Genomic DNA, 16,767 nt, shown 5'->3' with positions numbered 1-16,767 from the left:
TTTCTAATGCACACTACTCGGCGCTTCACTGCTAATTTCTGTATGATGTTCAACAAGCGCATGCTGCAGCACCTGATCCATATGTGATACCGGCACAAACTCCACATCATTGCGTACGCTCTCCGGGATATCCTTGAGGTCGCGCTCGTTGTCCTTCGGAAGAAGGATTTTTTTGTAACCGGCACGGTGGGCAGCCAGCGATTTCTCCTTGAGCCCGCCAATCGGCAGGACACGCCCGCGTAGCGTAATCTCACCCGTCATTGCCACGTCTTTAGATACATAGCGTTTGGTCAGTGCGGAGATCAACGCAGTAGCAATGGTGATCCCTGCAGAGGGGCCATCCTTCGGTATTGCACCTTCAGGGATGTGAATGTGAATATCGTTCTTCTCATGAAAATCCGGCGCCAGTCCCAGCTCTTCCGCCTTTGAACGGGTATAGCTGAAAGCGGCCTGAGCCGACTCCTTCATCACATCACCCAACTGTCCCGTAAGCGTGAGCTTGCCAGTGCCCTGAACAACCGTCACTTCGATCAGCAGCGTGTCGCCTCCAACCTCGGTCCATGCCAGCCCGGTTACTGTGCCAATCTGATCCTCCAACTCGGCCATACCGTAACGGTACTTCGATACACCGAGGTAGTCCTTGACCTCACCCGGCAGGATACTGACTTGTTTCTTCTCATCGGATACAATCTGCTTTGCTGCTTTGCGGCATAGTGCCGCGATCTGCTGCTCCAAATTACGCACCCCGGATTCCCGGGTATATTCGCGGACGATCTTCAGCAGGGTGTCATCTTCAATGGACAGCTGTTCATCCTCCAAGCCATGATTCTTACGCTGCTTCGGCAGCAAATAACGGCTGGCAATTTGCAGTTTCTCCAGTTCTGTGTAACCGGGAATGAAGAGCATCTCCATCCGGTCAAGCAGTGGACGTGGAATATTATGCACAGCATTCGCAGTTGTCACGAACATAACATTCGACAGGTCGAACGGCAACTCGACGAAGTGATCGCTGAATGTATTGTTTTGCTCCGGATCAAGCACCTCTAGCAGTGCCGCCGAAGGGTCGCCGCGGAAGTCCGCCGCCATCTTGTCGATTTCGTCGAGGAGAAAGACCGGATTAACACTGCCCGCTGTCTTCATCCCCTGGATGATCCGGCCCGGCATTGCACCGACATAGGTGCGGCGGTGGCCGCGAATCTCAGCTTCATCCCGCACACCGCCCAGAGAAATGCGCACGAACTTGCGGTTCAGTGAACGGGCAATCGAACGAGCTAACGAAGTCTTGCCGACACCCGGAGGTCCTACCAGACAGAGAATCGGGCCCTTCAGCTTCTTGACCAGCTTTTGGACGGCCAGATATTCCAGCACCCGTTCCTTCGGCTTCTCCAGACCGTAATGATCCGCATCCAGCACCTGCTCCGCCTTCAGAATATCCAAATCATCCTCTGTCGATTCGCTCCAAGGCAGACTCAGCAGCCAATCCACATAGTTGCGGATGACGCTGCCTTCCGCTGAGCTAGCCGGCATTTTTTCCAAGCGGTCGATTTCCTTCTCGATTTTCTCCTGCACACGTTCCGGCAGATTCTTTTCTTCCATCAGGCTGCGCAGCTCATCCGCTTCACCGGCCCGGCCTTCTTTTTCACCGAGCTCCTTCTGGATCGCTTTCATCTGTTCACGCAGATAATATTCCTTCTGGGTTTTCTCCATCTGTTTCTTCACACGCTGGTTGATTTTGCGCTCAAGTTCAAGCACTTCACGCTCATTGTTAAGGATATCGAGCAGCTTCTCCAAGCGTTTGCTGACATCAATGGTCTCCAGAATCTCCTGCTTATCCTTAATCTTCAGTGCCAAATGGCTCGTGATGACATCGGCGAGTCTTCCTGGCTCTTCAATATCGGAAACAGCAGCAAGCGTTTCTGGGGTGACTTTTTTGGACAAAGTGATGTAGTGTTCGAATTGGCTCAGTACGGTGCGCATTAGAGCGTCACTCTCCTGATCCACATCCTCCTGCTCTGGCAGCTCGCGCGCCATCACCTCGTAAAACTCCTCATTATCCATATAATGAATAATTTCGGCCCGCTCCACACCTTCCACCAGCACACGAATCGTGCCGTTGGGAAGCTTCAGCATTTGCCGCACATTCGCGACGGTACCGACCCGAAAAATATCTTCTTGTCCCGGCTCCTCAATATTCACTTCCGACTGTGAGCAGAGGAGAATCAGGTTATCTTCAACCATAGCTTTTTCCAGCGCCCGAACGGACTTCTCGCGGCCCACATCCAAATGAAGAACCATACTGGGGTACACAAGAAGACCTCTAAGGGGCAATAAAGGAAAACGACGACCTTTTGTTTTGTTTGGTATCATCGCTTTCGCACCTCCCATGGTTCTCAAGTAGTGTCATATGCATTCATTCTAACAAAAGCGGCATCAAAACACCAACAGGCTGCCAGTCCATACATACGTTCCTTATCTGTAAATGATACTTGAAGGTTGGTGTGGGGTTTATGCAGATTAATCGGGACCGTTTTCTTAACAACCATATTGATATCTGAATGACGGAGTTTTTAGTATTTGCGGGTCCCTTGTGGAGTATACCCGTGGGAAATATGACAAAGCCAAGGGGAGACAAGGGCATTAAAAAGTTCGTTACATCTAGCGAAGAGCTAATATCACTACCACAATAGAAATTCGCGAAAAAAGAGGAAACTTTTTCAATTGTTGTCAGCAACATTCCTCACTCCGAACACACTATAACTATTGATACATCAGCATTTAACGGTAATTGTAAGGGCGAAAAACCACTACTGAGTAATAAGCTCGTGCTTGGTATTGGAGAAGTTCTTCCCGAAGGAAAAGCCTATAATTGAACGTATGGCACGAACTTGTGTTCAACTGCTCATCATATTTTTTTGAAGTAGGCTAGCTACGAATCGATATTCTCAGCCTTGTTGATGATTACCTCCAATTTAATATTTATAAAACAAAAGAAGCACCCAATATGAGCGCTTCTTCCAAAACTCCTCAATTATCTTCTCTTCTTCGATGAATTCTTTCATTTTCCAATTCATCCAGGTCGAAATCTCGGTCCCCTTCTTGCAAGCAACCGATAGAACTCATCACAAACCTTGTCCTCGATCGTCACGATGTGTCTTGAAGTGGCTAGCATTACCACCTCCTAAAGCACGGTAATATTGTATATTACCCACTGGTGATTATCTATACACTCTGATACACATTAGTGAACAGTATCGTCCAACTATCCTTTAAAAGTATATTAATTTTTCATTAACGACTTTAATATTCCCAATGATATTTAAACTCAAGTCGGTGGATGTTCTTTTATAACCATTTACTATTTGAACATTTAATACCTTCAGTTTTTCTTTTGCAATATCTGGTCTAAAACATATATTTATAGACGGTTTATTTGCTACAGAAGGATAACTCCAAGCATCTTGTACATCTCTAGGGGGAAGATCGAAGTAGTCCTTTGCTATTATCTCTGAAACTCTATATAAGTGCTCATTTCCCTCTCCTGCTTCTCTAATGAATTCTTCTTTAAGGAAATTGTTTATAATTCTCAATTTCAACCTATCATCACTACTATATGATGAAAAATCATCATCGTTCCCAATACGTACTGCCTTAATATCATCAATTACTTCATAAGCAATTAAAGCAAATGAATCGTTATCATTCACTTTAGTTTCCTCTAATGCTGTATCAATTCCAAAACACGCATATAATAAAGATTCGTGCGGTTTGTTCAATCTCATACGTTTCACAAATTTGCTGGGAGGATTCCACAAATCTTGAATTATATTCAATTCGTTATTTGGAATTTCACTATTCTTGAGTTTTCTTATTCTATAAACTAAAGTACCAGTTTTAAAATTGTCTATATAAGATAATAGTACAGATCTACGATCAAACATTAAAACGTTTGAGATTTCTTTACTTATTTCTCCTGGTGATAATTTTTTTATATTTAATTTTCTGAATCTGTCAATTTTATTTAGAAGTATGTGTATATCCATATTAAACAAATAATCTTGCATGGTGATACCATGTGGTAAATTAATCATTTTGAAATTAACCTCCGAAATGTTATTAAGATAATAATAACATTTCGGAGGTTAATGTATATTAAATTTCTTAACAAATTATCGGGAAATATTATGACCAACCTATTCCGTTTCCCCCTCTTGATAAATAAGATGGATCATCGGAATTTGTTAGTTCAAGCCATTTTTCTATTGCTTTATCTGCTGTCATCTCACGAATTTCTAAAACATCATCATTGTGAAAATCCGGACCTTCTAGAGTACCACCAACTTGAATAAAAACCTTGAACGTTTTCATTCAAAAATCACTCCTCCTAGATAATTAAATATCTAACATTTCTAAAATAGGATAAAAAATCTTGACTTTTAAGTGTTTTCACGACGTAATATTACTCCTGAAGAATACTAAAGCGGTCCAAATGCTGCCAGTCCAATAGCGTTTGTAAGTTGCGTTAGACTGGTAAATGCTATAGATCTGATAGCTGTAAGTCAATTTCTCAGTAAGCTTGTATGTCATGAGTGACCCACCCTTACCTTCAGGAAATCCGGACACTTCGGCATGTGCATTAGGAACCAGGTGTATGGTCAGTTTATCAATCTTAAAATCCAGTATACTTGTACTGTTGGTAACATCCCATCCTGAAAGACGCACTAAAAATCCATCATCTGACGCATCCTCCCAGGCCTGAGTGGAGTCTATCAGCCCCAATGCTTGCTGTAGGCTTTGCCAGATAATCTTATGACCACCGTCTATGGGATGGCTCCCTGACGTCTCCAACACTGAGTTAAGTTGCGTGCGTTTTAGGTTTGTTTGTTTCAGCAACTCGCGGTAGTGAGAGATATGAGGATAGCAATTCTCGAGGCAAACTTGAGAAATCACCCGATCTACCTCCCGCCTCCCAAAATAATACCCATCAGAATCGTTAAGGGTTAGCGTTGCAGTCATCACAATCATGAGGTTACTTCGGGCTTTGACGTATGACAAAAACTGCTCCAGATTCGTCTTAAATTCCTCAAGATTTGCCGAATCCCACCTGTCATTAGTACCAAGCATAACAAATACGACATCCTCGTCATCTTCGACCCAATGTGCCTTGTGAGCATTAGCCCATTTGGCAGATTTTCCGCCGATGCCTGCATTAACAAATTGAATGCCTGGGATATACTCTCGGAATTGGTTAACCCAGCAGCGACAAGTATAATCGCCTTCACGAAACGTTTCTGTGCCGTCTGTGTAGATTACCGGATTGGATGGCGGTACGTTGTGGCCAACTGCGCCCTGACCTACTGTGATGCTGTCTCCACTCCCTTTGATCTTAGTGATTTGTCCAGTCTCTAATAAATCCAGAAATCTCAACAACATCCGGTACGGGTTATCCGCCAACTGGGCATCAGAAGATTAATTTCAAGTTCAATCAATAAATCCACAATCACATAAGATTGAAGATGTCTAATCGTCCACGTGATTATTTCAGGATAGCATGACTAGTAATTCACATCTGACGTTTTTCTTTAGTTGACCAAACACACTGGTCTGATTTCTTCTCGCTTTCATAGCGGAATTATAGCTTCTGTCTGGCTGTACAAGTCCAGGTGGCCTCTGTTTCGTCATGACAACTATGCCCCACACGAAAGTGTTGCTATTCGCATTCTCTTCGAGCTTCGTACTGTCTACAAAGCAATGTTCCAGCAAGAAGTACTTTTCGTCCGTAAGAAATTGAAGGATTGATGTAAATACGGTTCGAGGACGTTACATCCACTCGGAGCAAAAACGATTGACGGTGCAGAAATCCATGAGTTACCGTTTAACAAGCCACATGAATGGGGTTGTTTCACTGGACCGCTATGGCGAATTCTTAGGGGATTAAATGCGCTGGATGTAGGCGTAAATATGCCTTGGGTAAATATATTTTGGGGAGGGAGCCGTTTCAGCCACCTCTGTGGTAGGATGCGTCAAAAGTCGCATTATCTAGCCGGTTTATGGCGTCATTGATGGCAAGAAGGAGAGGGTTAGTGGAATATCTTCTTCTAAATCCATTGGAAAAATTGGTCAATGATGAACACAAAAAGAAACCAGTTAATACTTGTCAAGCCTTAATGTCTTGGCTTAAGGACGGGATACTAATGGTTCCATACCCGTAGATTCGCTTATGATGCGAGGTCATTGCCTCTACCAGCTCCAACATGGGCATTGGAGGCAGCGGGAGAACAGTTTTTGTGACGGGGTCGCCCCCCCCCCCAAAAAAAAGCCTACACTTTTCCTGTTACCGCCATCTTAAAACACCTAGAAAAATAGGCCAACCAGAAGTTACTGGCTGACCTAATAATACGAAGAAATGATTGTCCCAAGCAGCCATTTCTTGGCTCCTAGGACAGCCCCGCTCTTTTGTTGCACTGTAACATCTAATTCGCATTGCTTAAATTGCGATCAAACTTAATTCTGTTCACTATCTGTACAACCATCGCTCCCAACAAAACACCGGCAGAATCAATGGCTACGTCATACAGTCTGCCGTCACGTCCAAAGTATAATTGGAGCAGCTCTGTCAGCAGGGCAAAAGCAATAGATACAAGAATACTCAGGACGGTGCTCTTACTCCGTCTATAGAACAGGACTGCCAGCACAGCAAATCCTGAGAAATGCCCTATCTTTCTGATGATATACCCTGAGGTATACTTCAAATCCAGCGTCGTCAGTTCGTGGAAATCGGCTGATCCCAGCCAACGGAAAGATGGAACGGTGCCGTTCACCCAAAAGCTGGAGTCAGAAGCACAGGTGAATACAAGCAACAGCATGGCCCATGCGATAAGCACAAAAGTTTTCATTACAATACCCACTTTCAAATTACAGTGTTTATAGTATCGCAGATTTGTAATCAAAAATCTAATTTTGCATATCCCCTGCAGCGTCAGCCTTAAAGAGCGAAGGTGACGCAGAGAACGTCTCGCCGGAGACTGCAGGCAGCCTTACATCCGCGGTCTCTGCGCCGAACAGGTGACGGAATACCTCTTCCACCGTCTCCACCGGAATGACCCGCAGGGGGGCGAGGTCGGCGAATAAGGATTGCCAGTTTTCTTTCGGAATCAGCACAGTAGTTGCTCCAGCCTGAAAAGCTGCCTCTACCTTGGCGATTACGCCGCCGACTGGCTTCACACGTCCGTGAATCCCGATCTCACCGGTGATGGCAACAGTGTTGTCAACCGGCAGACGGCGGATTGCGGAGACGATGGCAACAGCCATAGCCACTCCAGCGGATGGACCGTCAATCGGCGTACCTCCGGGAAAGTTTACATGCAGATCGTAACGGTCCGGCTCCAAATTCATCGTGCGCAGGACCGTCAGCACGTTCTCTACAGATCCTTTGGCCATACTCTTGCGACGGATCGTACGCGATCCCCCGCCAATCTCTTCTTCATCGACCACACCGGTAACGTTTAGCCGTCCCTGACCGCTAGCAGGTGCAGCCGAAACTTCAATCTCCAGCAAAGTACCCATACCAGGTCCATACACTGCTAGGCCGTTGACTAGCCCTATCTGTGGCGATGACGGAATCTTACGTTCCGTCCGCAACGGCAGCTGACTGCTGCCAGCCACCCATTCTACGTCGGCCGCTGTTAAAGTATCACGTTGTTCGGTCAAGGCCAACCCTGCGGCGAGTTGAATCATATTGACGGCTTCCCGGCCGTTAGTGGCATATTGCTGCACCACAGTCACAGCTTCCGGGCTCGGCTTCAGACCAATTTTCTGAATCGCATCACGACCGATCACGGCGATCTCATCAGGCAGCAAAGGACGGAAATAGATTTCCATGCAGCGTGAACGCAGCGCCGGTGAAATTTCATCAGGAGAACGGGTGGTTGCTCCGACAAGACGGAAATCGGCTGGCAGACCATTTTGAAAAATATCATGGATATACGCAGGTGTATTGCTGTCCTCGGAATTGTAATAGGCGCTCTCCAGCAGCACTTTGCGGTCTTCAAGAACTTTTAGCAGCTTGTTCATCTGAATGGGGTGAAGCTCACCGATTTCATCCAGAAAAAGAATCCCGCCATGCGCCTTGGTCACAGCTCCCGGCTTCGGCTGGGGCACGCCTGCAACCCCCATTGCACCGGCCCCTTGGTAGATCGGATCATGCACTGAGCCAATTAGCGGATCGGCGATTCCCCGTTCATCGAAACGGGCTGTAGTCGCATCAATTTCTGTAAATTTGGCATCACTTTTGAAGGGGGATAGCACATTCTTTTTCGCTTCCTCCATGACGACACGGGCAGCAGCAGTCTTGCCGACTCCCGGAGGTCCGTAAATGATAACATGCTGCGGGTTGGCGCTGCAGAGCGCCGCCTTCAGGGCACGCAGCCCATCCTTTTGCCCGACGATATCTCCAATGGAGGCCGGCCGCGTCTTTTCCGAGAGCGGTTTGGTTAAAGAAATCATCCGCATCTTCCGCATCTTATCCAACTCCTTGCGCGACTCACGATCCACCGCCGTCTTATTGGTCTTTTGTCCCCGCAGCAAATTCCAAAAATAAACGCCGATAACCAGCGCGAAAAAGAGCTGCACGATCATCAGCAATATGCTCAATGAGCTTAATTCCATAGGTCATCCTCCCATTTCATTCAGTCTACCTGGTCTATACCGTTGGCTACTACTAGGTAGTATAGCCGTTTCGGTCATTCGTAAACGCAGTGGGGCAGTATTTATGAATAATTAACTAAATTTTGGATAAAAAAATCAGGGGTATGACCGAAGGTCAGATTGACGGGATGGTTATCTGAATTTTATAGCTGAATGTTACAGGAATGAATAAGTGGGTGATGTAGGAAAGGGTATGGGCGGATAAGATCGGTAAGGAGTTGGGCAATCGTAATGAGGGTCAGACGCGGTTCGCCTTCGTGCTAATGCTGCACCTAGGGGCAGGAGAGACCGGATGACTGGCGTTGTTGAGGGTGATCGAGCGTTGCTGCTGACATCTAACTAAGTGTAGCTGCGAGCGCTAGACCGTTGATAAGGATGATGTCTTACGTTGCTGCTGCGGGGTGATATGATAGTTCGTTGATGTGACGTCTTGGCGTAACTGCAGCCACTAGTCGTTGATGCACCACTAAACGTAGCTGTAGCTGTAGCTGTGGGCGATAGTGCTGATGAGGACGTCTTGGCGTTGCTACGGCCACTAGTCGTTGATGTGCACCACTAAACGTAGCTGTAACTGGGCGATAGTACGTTGATGCAACTTCCTCGAGTAGCCGCGGTCACCAGGCGTTGATATGTACTTCTAAATGTTGCTGCTGCGGGCCATACATGGAGCAGCCTCACAAACTTTTGAACAGACTTTTTACCAAAGGTAAATACTCCCTCTATTTCAAGTGATTTGTTCTATATAGCTGAAATAGAGGGATATTCTCCCTATGTTTTTAAAGATTATTGTGAAATCAGCTTCTCCATTAAAAGTTAGCGGGCAAATTCCCCGCAACTTGTAAGTACGGGCACATCACAGCAAATTTATAGGGTACATTTCCCGCTATCCCGTGAATTTATCTGTTCTTCGCTTACTAAAACCCTCCATCCTATTTCTCCATGTTCGACCACCACTTAGTTGCTGCACTCACTCTACTATTCCCAGTAAGTGAGAACATTGCGCGCCAGCTCATACCTTACCCTCCGGACACCATCGCCACGTTTTGCAGGCGTCAGCCAACCTTTTTCACTTATCTTATACAGCATGTGCCGGGCCGTTTTAGGATCGAGTGAGAAATATTCAGCTACATCCTGCGGTCGTACGGTTCCGGCCTGACGGATTACAAAACGCATAATTTCTCTCTCAACCAGCAGCAACTTCTCCACTGGAACAACTGGTGCTATATATCTGCTCAACACCATGCGCAGCAATGTAACACATAATTCAGGACGCCGCTCCACATCGTCGTAGGCAAAGGAGATGACTTGGTAACCCATTGCACGCAGAAACGTTTCGCGGTTCAGCTCATTGCTATATTTCTGTCTGTCCATATCCTTTACATGTGCAGCATAACCTTTGATCTCCAACAGGAGTCTGAACGTTCCCGGCAAAAATGCAAAATCAGCAAAGTAGGAACGGCCGCGCCAGTCCATGACTTCATATTCCGGATGAAGATCGCAGAAGTCACCACGCAGCGGCCACCATACATTTTGCAGAAATAATGCTTCGGCATGCCGATGCCCCCTCTCCAGCCTCCCCCTTCGCTCTCCGCTCCTAGAATCTAGATGATGCTGAATAAACTCTTCAATATTCGGCTTGTGATTCATATCCGCTAATCCCCCTTTGGTTATACAAAATAAAAAACGCCCCATTTCACCGCCGGATCACCCGTGGTGCAATGGGACGTTTTTCGCCACCTTGCTTGATGCTATAAAAAAATTAGGAACAACTATCTATACTTAGAGGGAAATACGCCCGCTATTATATCCAGAATGCTTGTTTCTCGAGCAATAAAGGGAATACTGCCCTTTAATTATTTCTAAATCTCCGAATCGTCCTAAGATGATTGAATTAAAGGGACGAATTCCCCTTATATCTTCATTCCCTTGAATAATAACAAATTAACGGGAGTATTTCCCCTTTGTAAATTTAATTAGTGCAATAATAGTATAGCCAAACTGCAGAGCAACGAGTTCCAATCAGCAACTGAATGAAGGATGATTGGTTAAAAGGAGTCAGCTTGTTAGACTGGTTAGAATAAGTTCTACTATTCTTCCGGATTACCCACGCCTATAGCAGGAGCCAGTCCGGCATGCTTGCGGCCGGGGATTTCGCCCGTTGCTTCAAAGTGAGCGACAATGATGTCGATTTCCTTCTTCAGTTCGGAGACAAGCTCTGCCTCAGGAACCTTGCGGATCATTTTGCCGTAACGGAACAGCAATCCCTCACCACGGGCACCGGCGATGCCGATATCGGCTTCACGGGCTTCTCCGGGGCCGTTAACGGCGCAGCCCAGCACCGATACTTTGATCGGCACCTTCAGCTTGGAAATATACTCTTCTACTTCGTTGGCGATTGAGAAGAGATCAATGTCCAGGCGTCCGCAGGTCGGACACGAGATCAAGGTGGCAGCGTTGGAGATCAGACCAAAAGTCTTGAGCAGTTCACGCGCTACCTTCACTTCCTCGACTGGATCGGCACTGAGTGAGATCCGCACGGTGCTGCCGATGCCCATAGAGAGCAGTGCCCCGATACCTGCCGAGCTCTTCACGGTTCCGGCGAACAACGTGCCGGATTCTGTAATGCCCAGATGCAGCGGATAAGGAATGACTTCTGCCGCCTTGCGGTAAGCCTCAATAGCCATAGGCACATCCGAAGCCTTCAGGGAAACGATAATGTCATGGAAATCGAGTTCCTCGAGAATTCCAATATGATAAAGTGCGCTCTCGACCATTGCTTCCGGAGTCGGATAGCCGTATTTCTCGAGCAAGTGGTTTTCCAGCGAACCGGCGTTTACACCGATACGGATCGGAATTCCTTTTTCTTTGCAGGCTTTGACTACAGCTTCCACCTTGTCGCGGCGGCCGATGTTGCCGGGATTGATCCGGACCTTGTCGATGCCGTTCTCAATAGCCAGCAAAGCTAGCTTATAGTTAAAATGAATATCCGCTACAAGCGGAATATGAATCTGCTTCTTGATTTCCTTGATCGCAGCAGCCGCTTCTTCATTGTTGACAGTTACGCGCACGAGTTGGCAGCCCGCTTCCTCCAGCCGCAGGATTTCAGCGACCGTAGCTTCCACATCAGCGGTTTTGGTCGTACACATGCTTTGAATAGCAACCTCATTGTTTCCCCCGATAATAACTCCGCCAACATTGACAGGACGGGTCTGGTGTCTCAAGAACATGGTTTTCTCCCCCATAACGATCAAAGCTCCACCCCCACCGCTCCCGCTTTGTGAAGCGGGATAGCGGCAAAAAGGTGGAGTCTGTGAATTGTATTGTTTAATTAGGCGCTTTCTTCCTTCTTCTTGTCTTTCTTGATGCCCAGCTCAGGCAACGCCTTATCTTGAACGACCTGCTCCGTAATCACGCAGTCCTTGATGTCATCGCGTGAAGGAACCTCATACATCACATCAAGCATAATACTCTCTATGATTGCACGCAGACCACGGGCACCCGTGTTACGTTTGATGGCTTCCTTAGCGATGGCTTCAAGCGCCAGCGGTTCAAATTTCAGCGCGACATTGTCCATTTCCAGCAGCTTGATATACTGCTTGGTGAGCGCGTTTTTCGGCTCGGACAGAATGCGAACCAACGTATTCTCATCAAGCGGCTCTAGCGTGGAGATTACCGGCAGACGGCCGACAAACTCAGGAATGAGACCGAATTTGAGCAGATCTTCAGGCAATACCATGGACAGGTATTCTCCTGTCTTCAGGTCCTTTTGACCTTCAACAGCAGCGTTGAAGCCGATGACTTTTTTGCCGATACGGCGTTTGATCATTTGCTCCAGACCGTCAAAAGCACCGCCAACGATGAACAGGATGTTCGTCGTGTCGATTTGGATAAACTCCTGGTGAGGATGCTTGCGTCCGCCTTGCGGTGGTACGGAAGCTACAGTGCCTTCCAGAATCTTCAGCAGGGCCTGCTGTACACCTTCACCGGAAACGTCGCGTGTAATGGACGGATTCTCGGATTTGCGTGCTACTTTATCAATTTCATCAATATAGATAATACCGCGTTCGGCTTTTTCCACATCATAATCCGCAGCCTGGATCAGCTTCAGTAGAATATTCTCAACATCCTCACCCACATAGCCCGCTTCCGTAAGGGAAGTGGCATCTGCAATAGCAAAAGGAACGTTGATAATCTTCGCCATGGTCTGCGCCAGCAGCGTTTTACCCGAACCTGTTGGACCGAGCAGGAGAATATTGCTCTTCGTCAGTTCAACGTCTTCGATCTTGCTTTGGCTGTTCACACGCTTGTAGTGATTATATACAGCAACGGAGAGCGATTTCTTCGCCTGCTCCTGGCCGATTACGTATTGATCAAGAATATCACGGATTTCCTTTGGTTTCGGGATATCCTTCAGGTCCAGCTCTTCCTCATGGCCGAGCTCTTCCTCCACGATTTCCGTGCACAGCTCGATGCATTCGTCACATATATAAACACCAGGTCCTGCTACAAGCTTACGAACCTGCTCTTGTGATTTGCCGCAAAAAGAACATTTCAATTGCCCTTTTTCATCATTAAATTTAAACATCTTACCACCCCTTTAAGATATGATCGGTGAAGAGAGTACCTGGTCAATAAGCCCATATTCCTTCGCTTCTTCCGCGCTCATGAAGTTATCGCGGTCCGTATCCCGTTCGATTTTTTCAAGGGGCTGACCTGTGCGATCCACATATATTTGATTCAGCTTATGTCTAGTCTTGAGGATCCAGTCTGTGTGAATCCAGATATCGGATGCCTGCCCTTGAACGCCGCCGAGCGGCTGATGAATCATGACCTCACTGTTGGTCAGCGCGTATCTTTTGCCCGGAGCTCCAGCAGTAAGCAACAGCGATCCCATACTGGCTGCCATTCCTACACAAATCGTAGAAACATCGGGTTTGATGTATTGCATCGTATCATATATACCCATGCCGGCTGTCACAGAACCACCAGGCGAGTTGATGTACAGGTGAATGTCTTTTTCGGGGTCATCTGCTGCCAGGAACAACAACTGGGCAATAATCAGATTGGCGACATCATCGTCAATTGCATTGCTCAGGAAGATGATGCGATCCTTCAGCAATCTGGAATAGATATCGTATGACCGTTCTCCCCGACTTGTGGATTCCACAACCATTGGTACCAGACTCATGCCACCAACCTCTTTTCTCTATACAGATTAGTCTTTCCGTTCAGAAATATTTTAACACGTTCAAGGCGGTATGTCATTTTTTCACTGCTGAGGAAATCCGCATTGGTCATGTGCCTGCCATTATAGCGCAATTTCAGACACATTGCCAATCCTCTGTTCGGTTATGTACCTCCAAACACCAGCACCCGATAAAAATAAGGCACGTAACAAACTTACGTGCCTTATCAACTGTCTATGGAGGCCGTACTACTGCTTGGCCGCTCTAGGTAAAATTGTAACTCCAGAAAATACTACTCAGCGCTTGTTTCTTCAGCAGCTTCTTCAGTTGCTTCAACTTCCACGCTGCTGGATACGAGCAGTTCAATGGTCTTGCGCAGCGAAATTTCTTCGTTCAAGCTGCTCAGGGAACCGTTAGCTGCAAGGATGCTGCGGATTTCTTCAGGAGAACGTTTGAAGGATTCAGCCATGGAAGCGAGCTCTTGGTTCACTTCTTCTTCGGAAACTTCGATCTTCTCTTCCTTCGCGATCACTTCAAGCACCAGGTTGTTGCGGACGCGTTTTTCGGCATCGTCTTTCATTTGGCTCTCAAGATCTTCACGGGTTTGACCGGAGAAGCTGAGGAACATATCCATGTTCATGCCTTGTTGGCGAAGACGGTTGTCGAAATCGCGAACCATGTTTTGAACTTCACTGGCGATCATTGCTTCAGGAATTTCCACTTCAGCATTAGCTGCTGCTTTGTCAACTACTGCAGTTTCACGAACGCCTTTCAGCTCTTCCTGTTTGCGGGATTCAAGCTGTGCTTTCAGATCTGCTTTGTATTCTTCCAGTGTGTCGAATTCACTTACATCTTTAGCGAACTCGTCGTCCAGGGCAGGAAGCTGTTTGCGTTTGATTTCATGCAGCTTCACTTTGAATACAGCAGCTTTGCCTGCAAGGTTCTCTGCATGGTAAGCCTCAGGGAAAGTAACTTCTACATCCTTGAAATCACCAGTGGACATGCCTACAACCTGCTCTTCAAAACCAGGGATGAAGGAGTTGCTGCCAAGTTCCAGAGAATGACGTTCTGCTTGGCCGCCTTCGAACTGCACGCCATCTACGGAACCGTCAAAGTCGATTACAGTGATATCGCCATTAGCTGCCGCTTCATCTTCAACAACAACCAGTTCAGCATGACGTTCTTGCAGACGTTTCAGTTCGGCATCCAGCTCTTCTTCAGTAACTTCAGCTTTTTGAACCGGAACTTCCAGGCCTTTGTACTCGCCCAGTTTCACTTCAGGCTTAACAGTGATCTTCGCTTTGAAAATAAATGCTTGACCTTTAGCGAATTGCTCGATGTCTACTTCAGGACGGTCTACCGGGAAAATGTCGGTTTGCTCAACAGCTTCGCCGTAAACTTCAGGAAGAAGAATGTCGATGGCATCCTGGTACAGGCTTTCTACACCAAAACGGGATTCAAAGATCGGCCGAGGCACTTTACCTTTACGGAAACCAGGTACGTTTGCTTTCTTAACCACTTTATTAAAAGCTTTGTCGAGTGCTGCAGCTACGCGTTCTGCTTCTACTTCGACTTCAAGAACTCCAAGGTTCTTCTCTATTTTTTCCCAAGTTGCCTTCATAATATACTTTTCCCTCCAAAAATAGGTTACATGTTTACTTTAAATAATCACGCAATTCACGCACAGAATAACCATTATATTATATACAACATCGCTTTATTTATCAAGTAGAGAACTCTTTACAAATCCTTTGAGAGAACGATAGGCTCCTTCAAATTGAAAGCGCATGCCGCCTGTTATCCCGTACATCCCGCGTGTTTCTTCCTCCTGCCGCGTTCCGTTCAGGCTTTCTGACACCATTTGATGCAGCGCACCCGCCCAAATATCGAGCAGCGCATCCTCTCCGTCCAACAATTTTCGATATTCGGCCGAACCGTAAATCGACATGATAAATTGTCCCCAAAGCTCTTGGGCAAAATAATAAAGTGTAGGCTCATGAACCTCCGCCTGCTCAGCCACCCGTTCCATCACTTGGCTCACCTGCAGCGGGAAATCCTCATTTTGCAGCGGTACCGTCTCAATCTCCACAATCGACGCTTCCTGTCCGCGCATCAGCTTAATGGTTCCCTGTACGCCGCGCCGCCGGAGGGTCTGGAGTGTACGGAATTGCAGCAGCGGATGAACCGTCGCCTTCTCCAGCCAGTCTGTCAGCGTCTCGTCGACATGTCCGCCCTCCAGATAAGAAAGCTGCTCCAGTGCCAGGATCGTCGCTTCGGACAGCGGCTCGTTCATGATACGCTTCAATAACTTATCAGGATAATCCGCATCCTCTTCCTGCTTCGATTTAGCCAGTATGCGGGCCATGTCCTCTTCCTTAAGATCCTGCTCTTCACCGGGAGCGGCATCTTTCGCATCTCCGCCCTGGGCAGCGTATGGAAAGGCCGCCTCCAGCCAGCTAAGCAGCGACTGCCATTCCTCGTAGTGCCGCTCTTCCTGACCTTGGCATTGCAGCAAAAAGCGCAGCAGTTCCATCGCTTCCCCGTAACGTTCACTCTCCAGCATCACCGTGAGCTGAATCTGATAGTAATCCAGCGTCTTCGGAAACAGCACGACATTCTCTTTGGCAGGGGAATTCGAATGATTAATGAGGGCACCTCCTTTTCTCCGAACCTTAATCAATTGTAGATTATAGCATATCCCGGCTAGGTTTCAAAAAAACAAGTTGAAAAAGTTATCTATGTATGATAACATAATTTTTGCTTGCTTTTCGCTCAAGCTATTATGTCCCGGTAGCTCAGTTGGATAGAGCATGCGCCTTCTAAGCGCACGGTCGGGGGTTCGAATCCCTTCCGGGACGTCCTTTCAGAAACAGCCTTC

General features: G+C 47.1%; 12 protein-coding genes and 1 tRNA gene. 1 reads left to right on the top strand and 12 read right to left on the bottom strand.

All coding sequences use genetic code 11. From position 1 onward, the window contains the following. Positions 1-3 precede the first annotated feature (3 nt). The 12 genes from lon to NYE29_RS16660 form a co-directional block, all read right to left on the bottom strand. A complete protein-coding gene (lon, locus tag NYE29_RS16715; protein ID WP_340896817.1) occupies positions 4-2,367 on the bottom strand; it encodes an endopeptidase La in 2,364 nt (787 codons plus the stop codon). An 899-nt stretch (positions 2,368-3,266) separates the two neighbouring features. After that, a complete protein-coding gene (locus NYE29_RS16710) occupies positions 3,267-4,088 on the bottom strand; it encodes a hypothetical protein (protein WP_340896816.1) in 822 nt (273 codons plus the stop codon). Positions 4,089-4,179: 91 nt separating this feature from the next. Beyond that, positions 4,180-4,365 carry a hypothetical protein gene (locus NYE29_RS16705; RefSeq protein ID WP_340896815.1) on the bottom strand — a complete coding sequence of 62 codons (186 nt, stop codon included), beginning with the start codon at positions 4,363-4,365 and terminating at the stop codon, positions 4,180-4,182. Positions 4,366-4,443: 78 nt separating this feature from the next. Beyond that, positions 4,444-5,424 (bottom strand): GDSL-type esterase/lipase family protein, encoded by a 981-nt coding sequence (locus tag NYE29_RS16700; RefSeq protein ID WP_340896814.1) that lies wholly within the window; start codon positions 5,422-5,424, stop codon positions 4,444-4,446. A 1,046-nt stretch (positions 5,425-6,470) separates the two neighbouring features. Then, a complete protein-coding gene (locus tag NYE29_RS16695) occupies positions 6,471-6,893 on the bottom strand; it encodes a VanZ family protein (protein ID WP_340896813.1) in 423 nt (140 codons plus the stop codon). 58 nt (positions 6,894-6,951) lie between these two features. After that, positions 6,952-8,664: an ATP-dependent protease LonB gene (gene lonB / locus NYE29_RS16690; RefSeq protein WP_340896812.1), complete on the bottom strand. Its 1,713-nt coding sequence runs from the start codon at positions 8,662-8,664 to the stop codon at positions 6,952-6,954. 1,014 nt (positions 8,665-9,678) lie between these two features. Beyond that, a complete protein-coding gene (locus tag NYE29_RS16685; protein ID WP_340896811.1) occupies positions 9,679-10,350 on the bottom strand; it encodes a DUF559 domain-containing protein in 672 nt (223 codons plus the stop codon). Between the two features lie 440 nt (positions 10,351-10,790). Then, positions 10,791-11,930, bottom strand: coding sequence for a flavodoxin-dependent (E)-4-hydroxy-3-methylbut-2-enyl-diphosphate synthase (gene ispG, locus NYE29_RS16680; RefSeq protein WP_038600570.1), 1,140 nt, complete (start codon positions 11,928-11,930; stop codon positions 10,791-10,793). Between the two features lie 101 nt (positions 11,931-12,031). Then, positions 12,032-13,288, bottom strand: a complete 1,257-nt coding sequence (clpX, locus tag NYE29_RS16675) for an ATP-dependent protease ATP-binding subunit ClpX (RefSeq protein ID WP_340896810.1) — start codon at positions 13,286-13,288, stop codon at positions 12,032-12,034. 12 nt (positions 13,289-13,300) lie between these two features. Beyond that, on the bottom strand, positions 13,301-13,891 hold the full coding sequence (gene clpP, locus NYE29_RS16670) for an ATP-dependent Clp endopeptidase proteolytic subunit ClpP (RefSeq protein ID WP_038595829.1): 591 nt from the start codon (positions 13,889-13,891) through the stop codon (positions 13,301-13,303). A 290-nt stretch (positions 13,892-14,181) separates the two neighbouring features. Then, positions 14,182-15,510 (bottom strand): trigger factor, encoded by a 1,329-nt coding sequence (gene tig / locus NYE29_RS16665; RefSeq protein ID WP_038595831.1) that lies wholly within the window; start codon positions 15,508-15,510, stop codon positions 14,182-14,184. 96 nt (positions 15,511-15,606) lie between these two features. Next, complete coding sequence (locus NYE29_RS16660; RefSeq protein ID WP_038600573.1) at positions 15,607-16,452, bottom strand: hypothetical protein; 846 nt, start codon at positions 16,450-16,452, stop codon at positions 15,607-15,609. 221 nt (positions 16,453-16,673) lie between these two features. Between NYE29_RS16660 and NYE29_RS16655 the strand changes: the two genes are divergently transcribed. After that, positions 16,674-16,747: transfer RNA gene (locus NYE29_RS16655), tRNA-Arg, on the top strand. The last annotated feature ends 20 nt before the right edge of the window (positions 16,748-16,767 follow it).

Origin of the sequence: Paenibacillus sp. FSL M7-1046 (assembly GCF_038007405.1) — a bacterium.
Lineage (GTDB): Bacteria > Bacillota > Bacilli > Paenibacillales > Paenibacillaceae > Paenibacillus_AQ.
The sequence above is the reverse complement of the archived record's forward strand: the minus strand, read 5'-3'. Positions and strand labels throughout refer to the sequence as shown.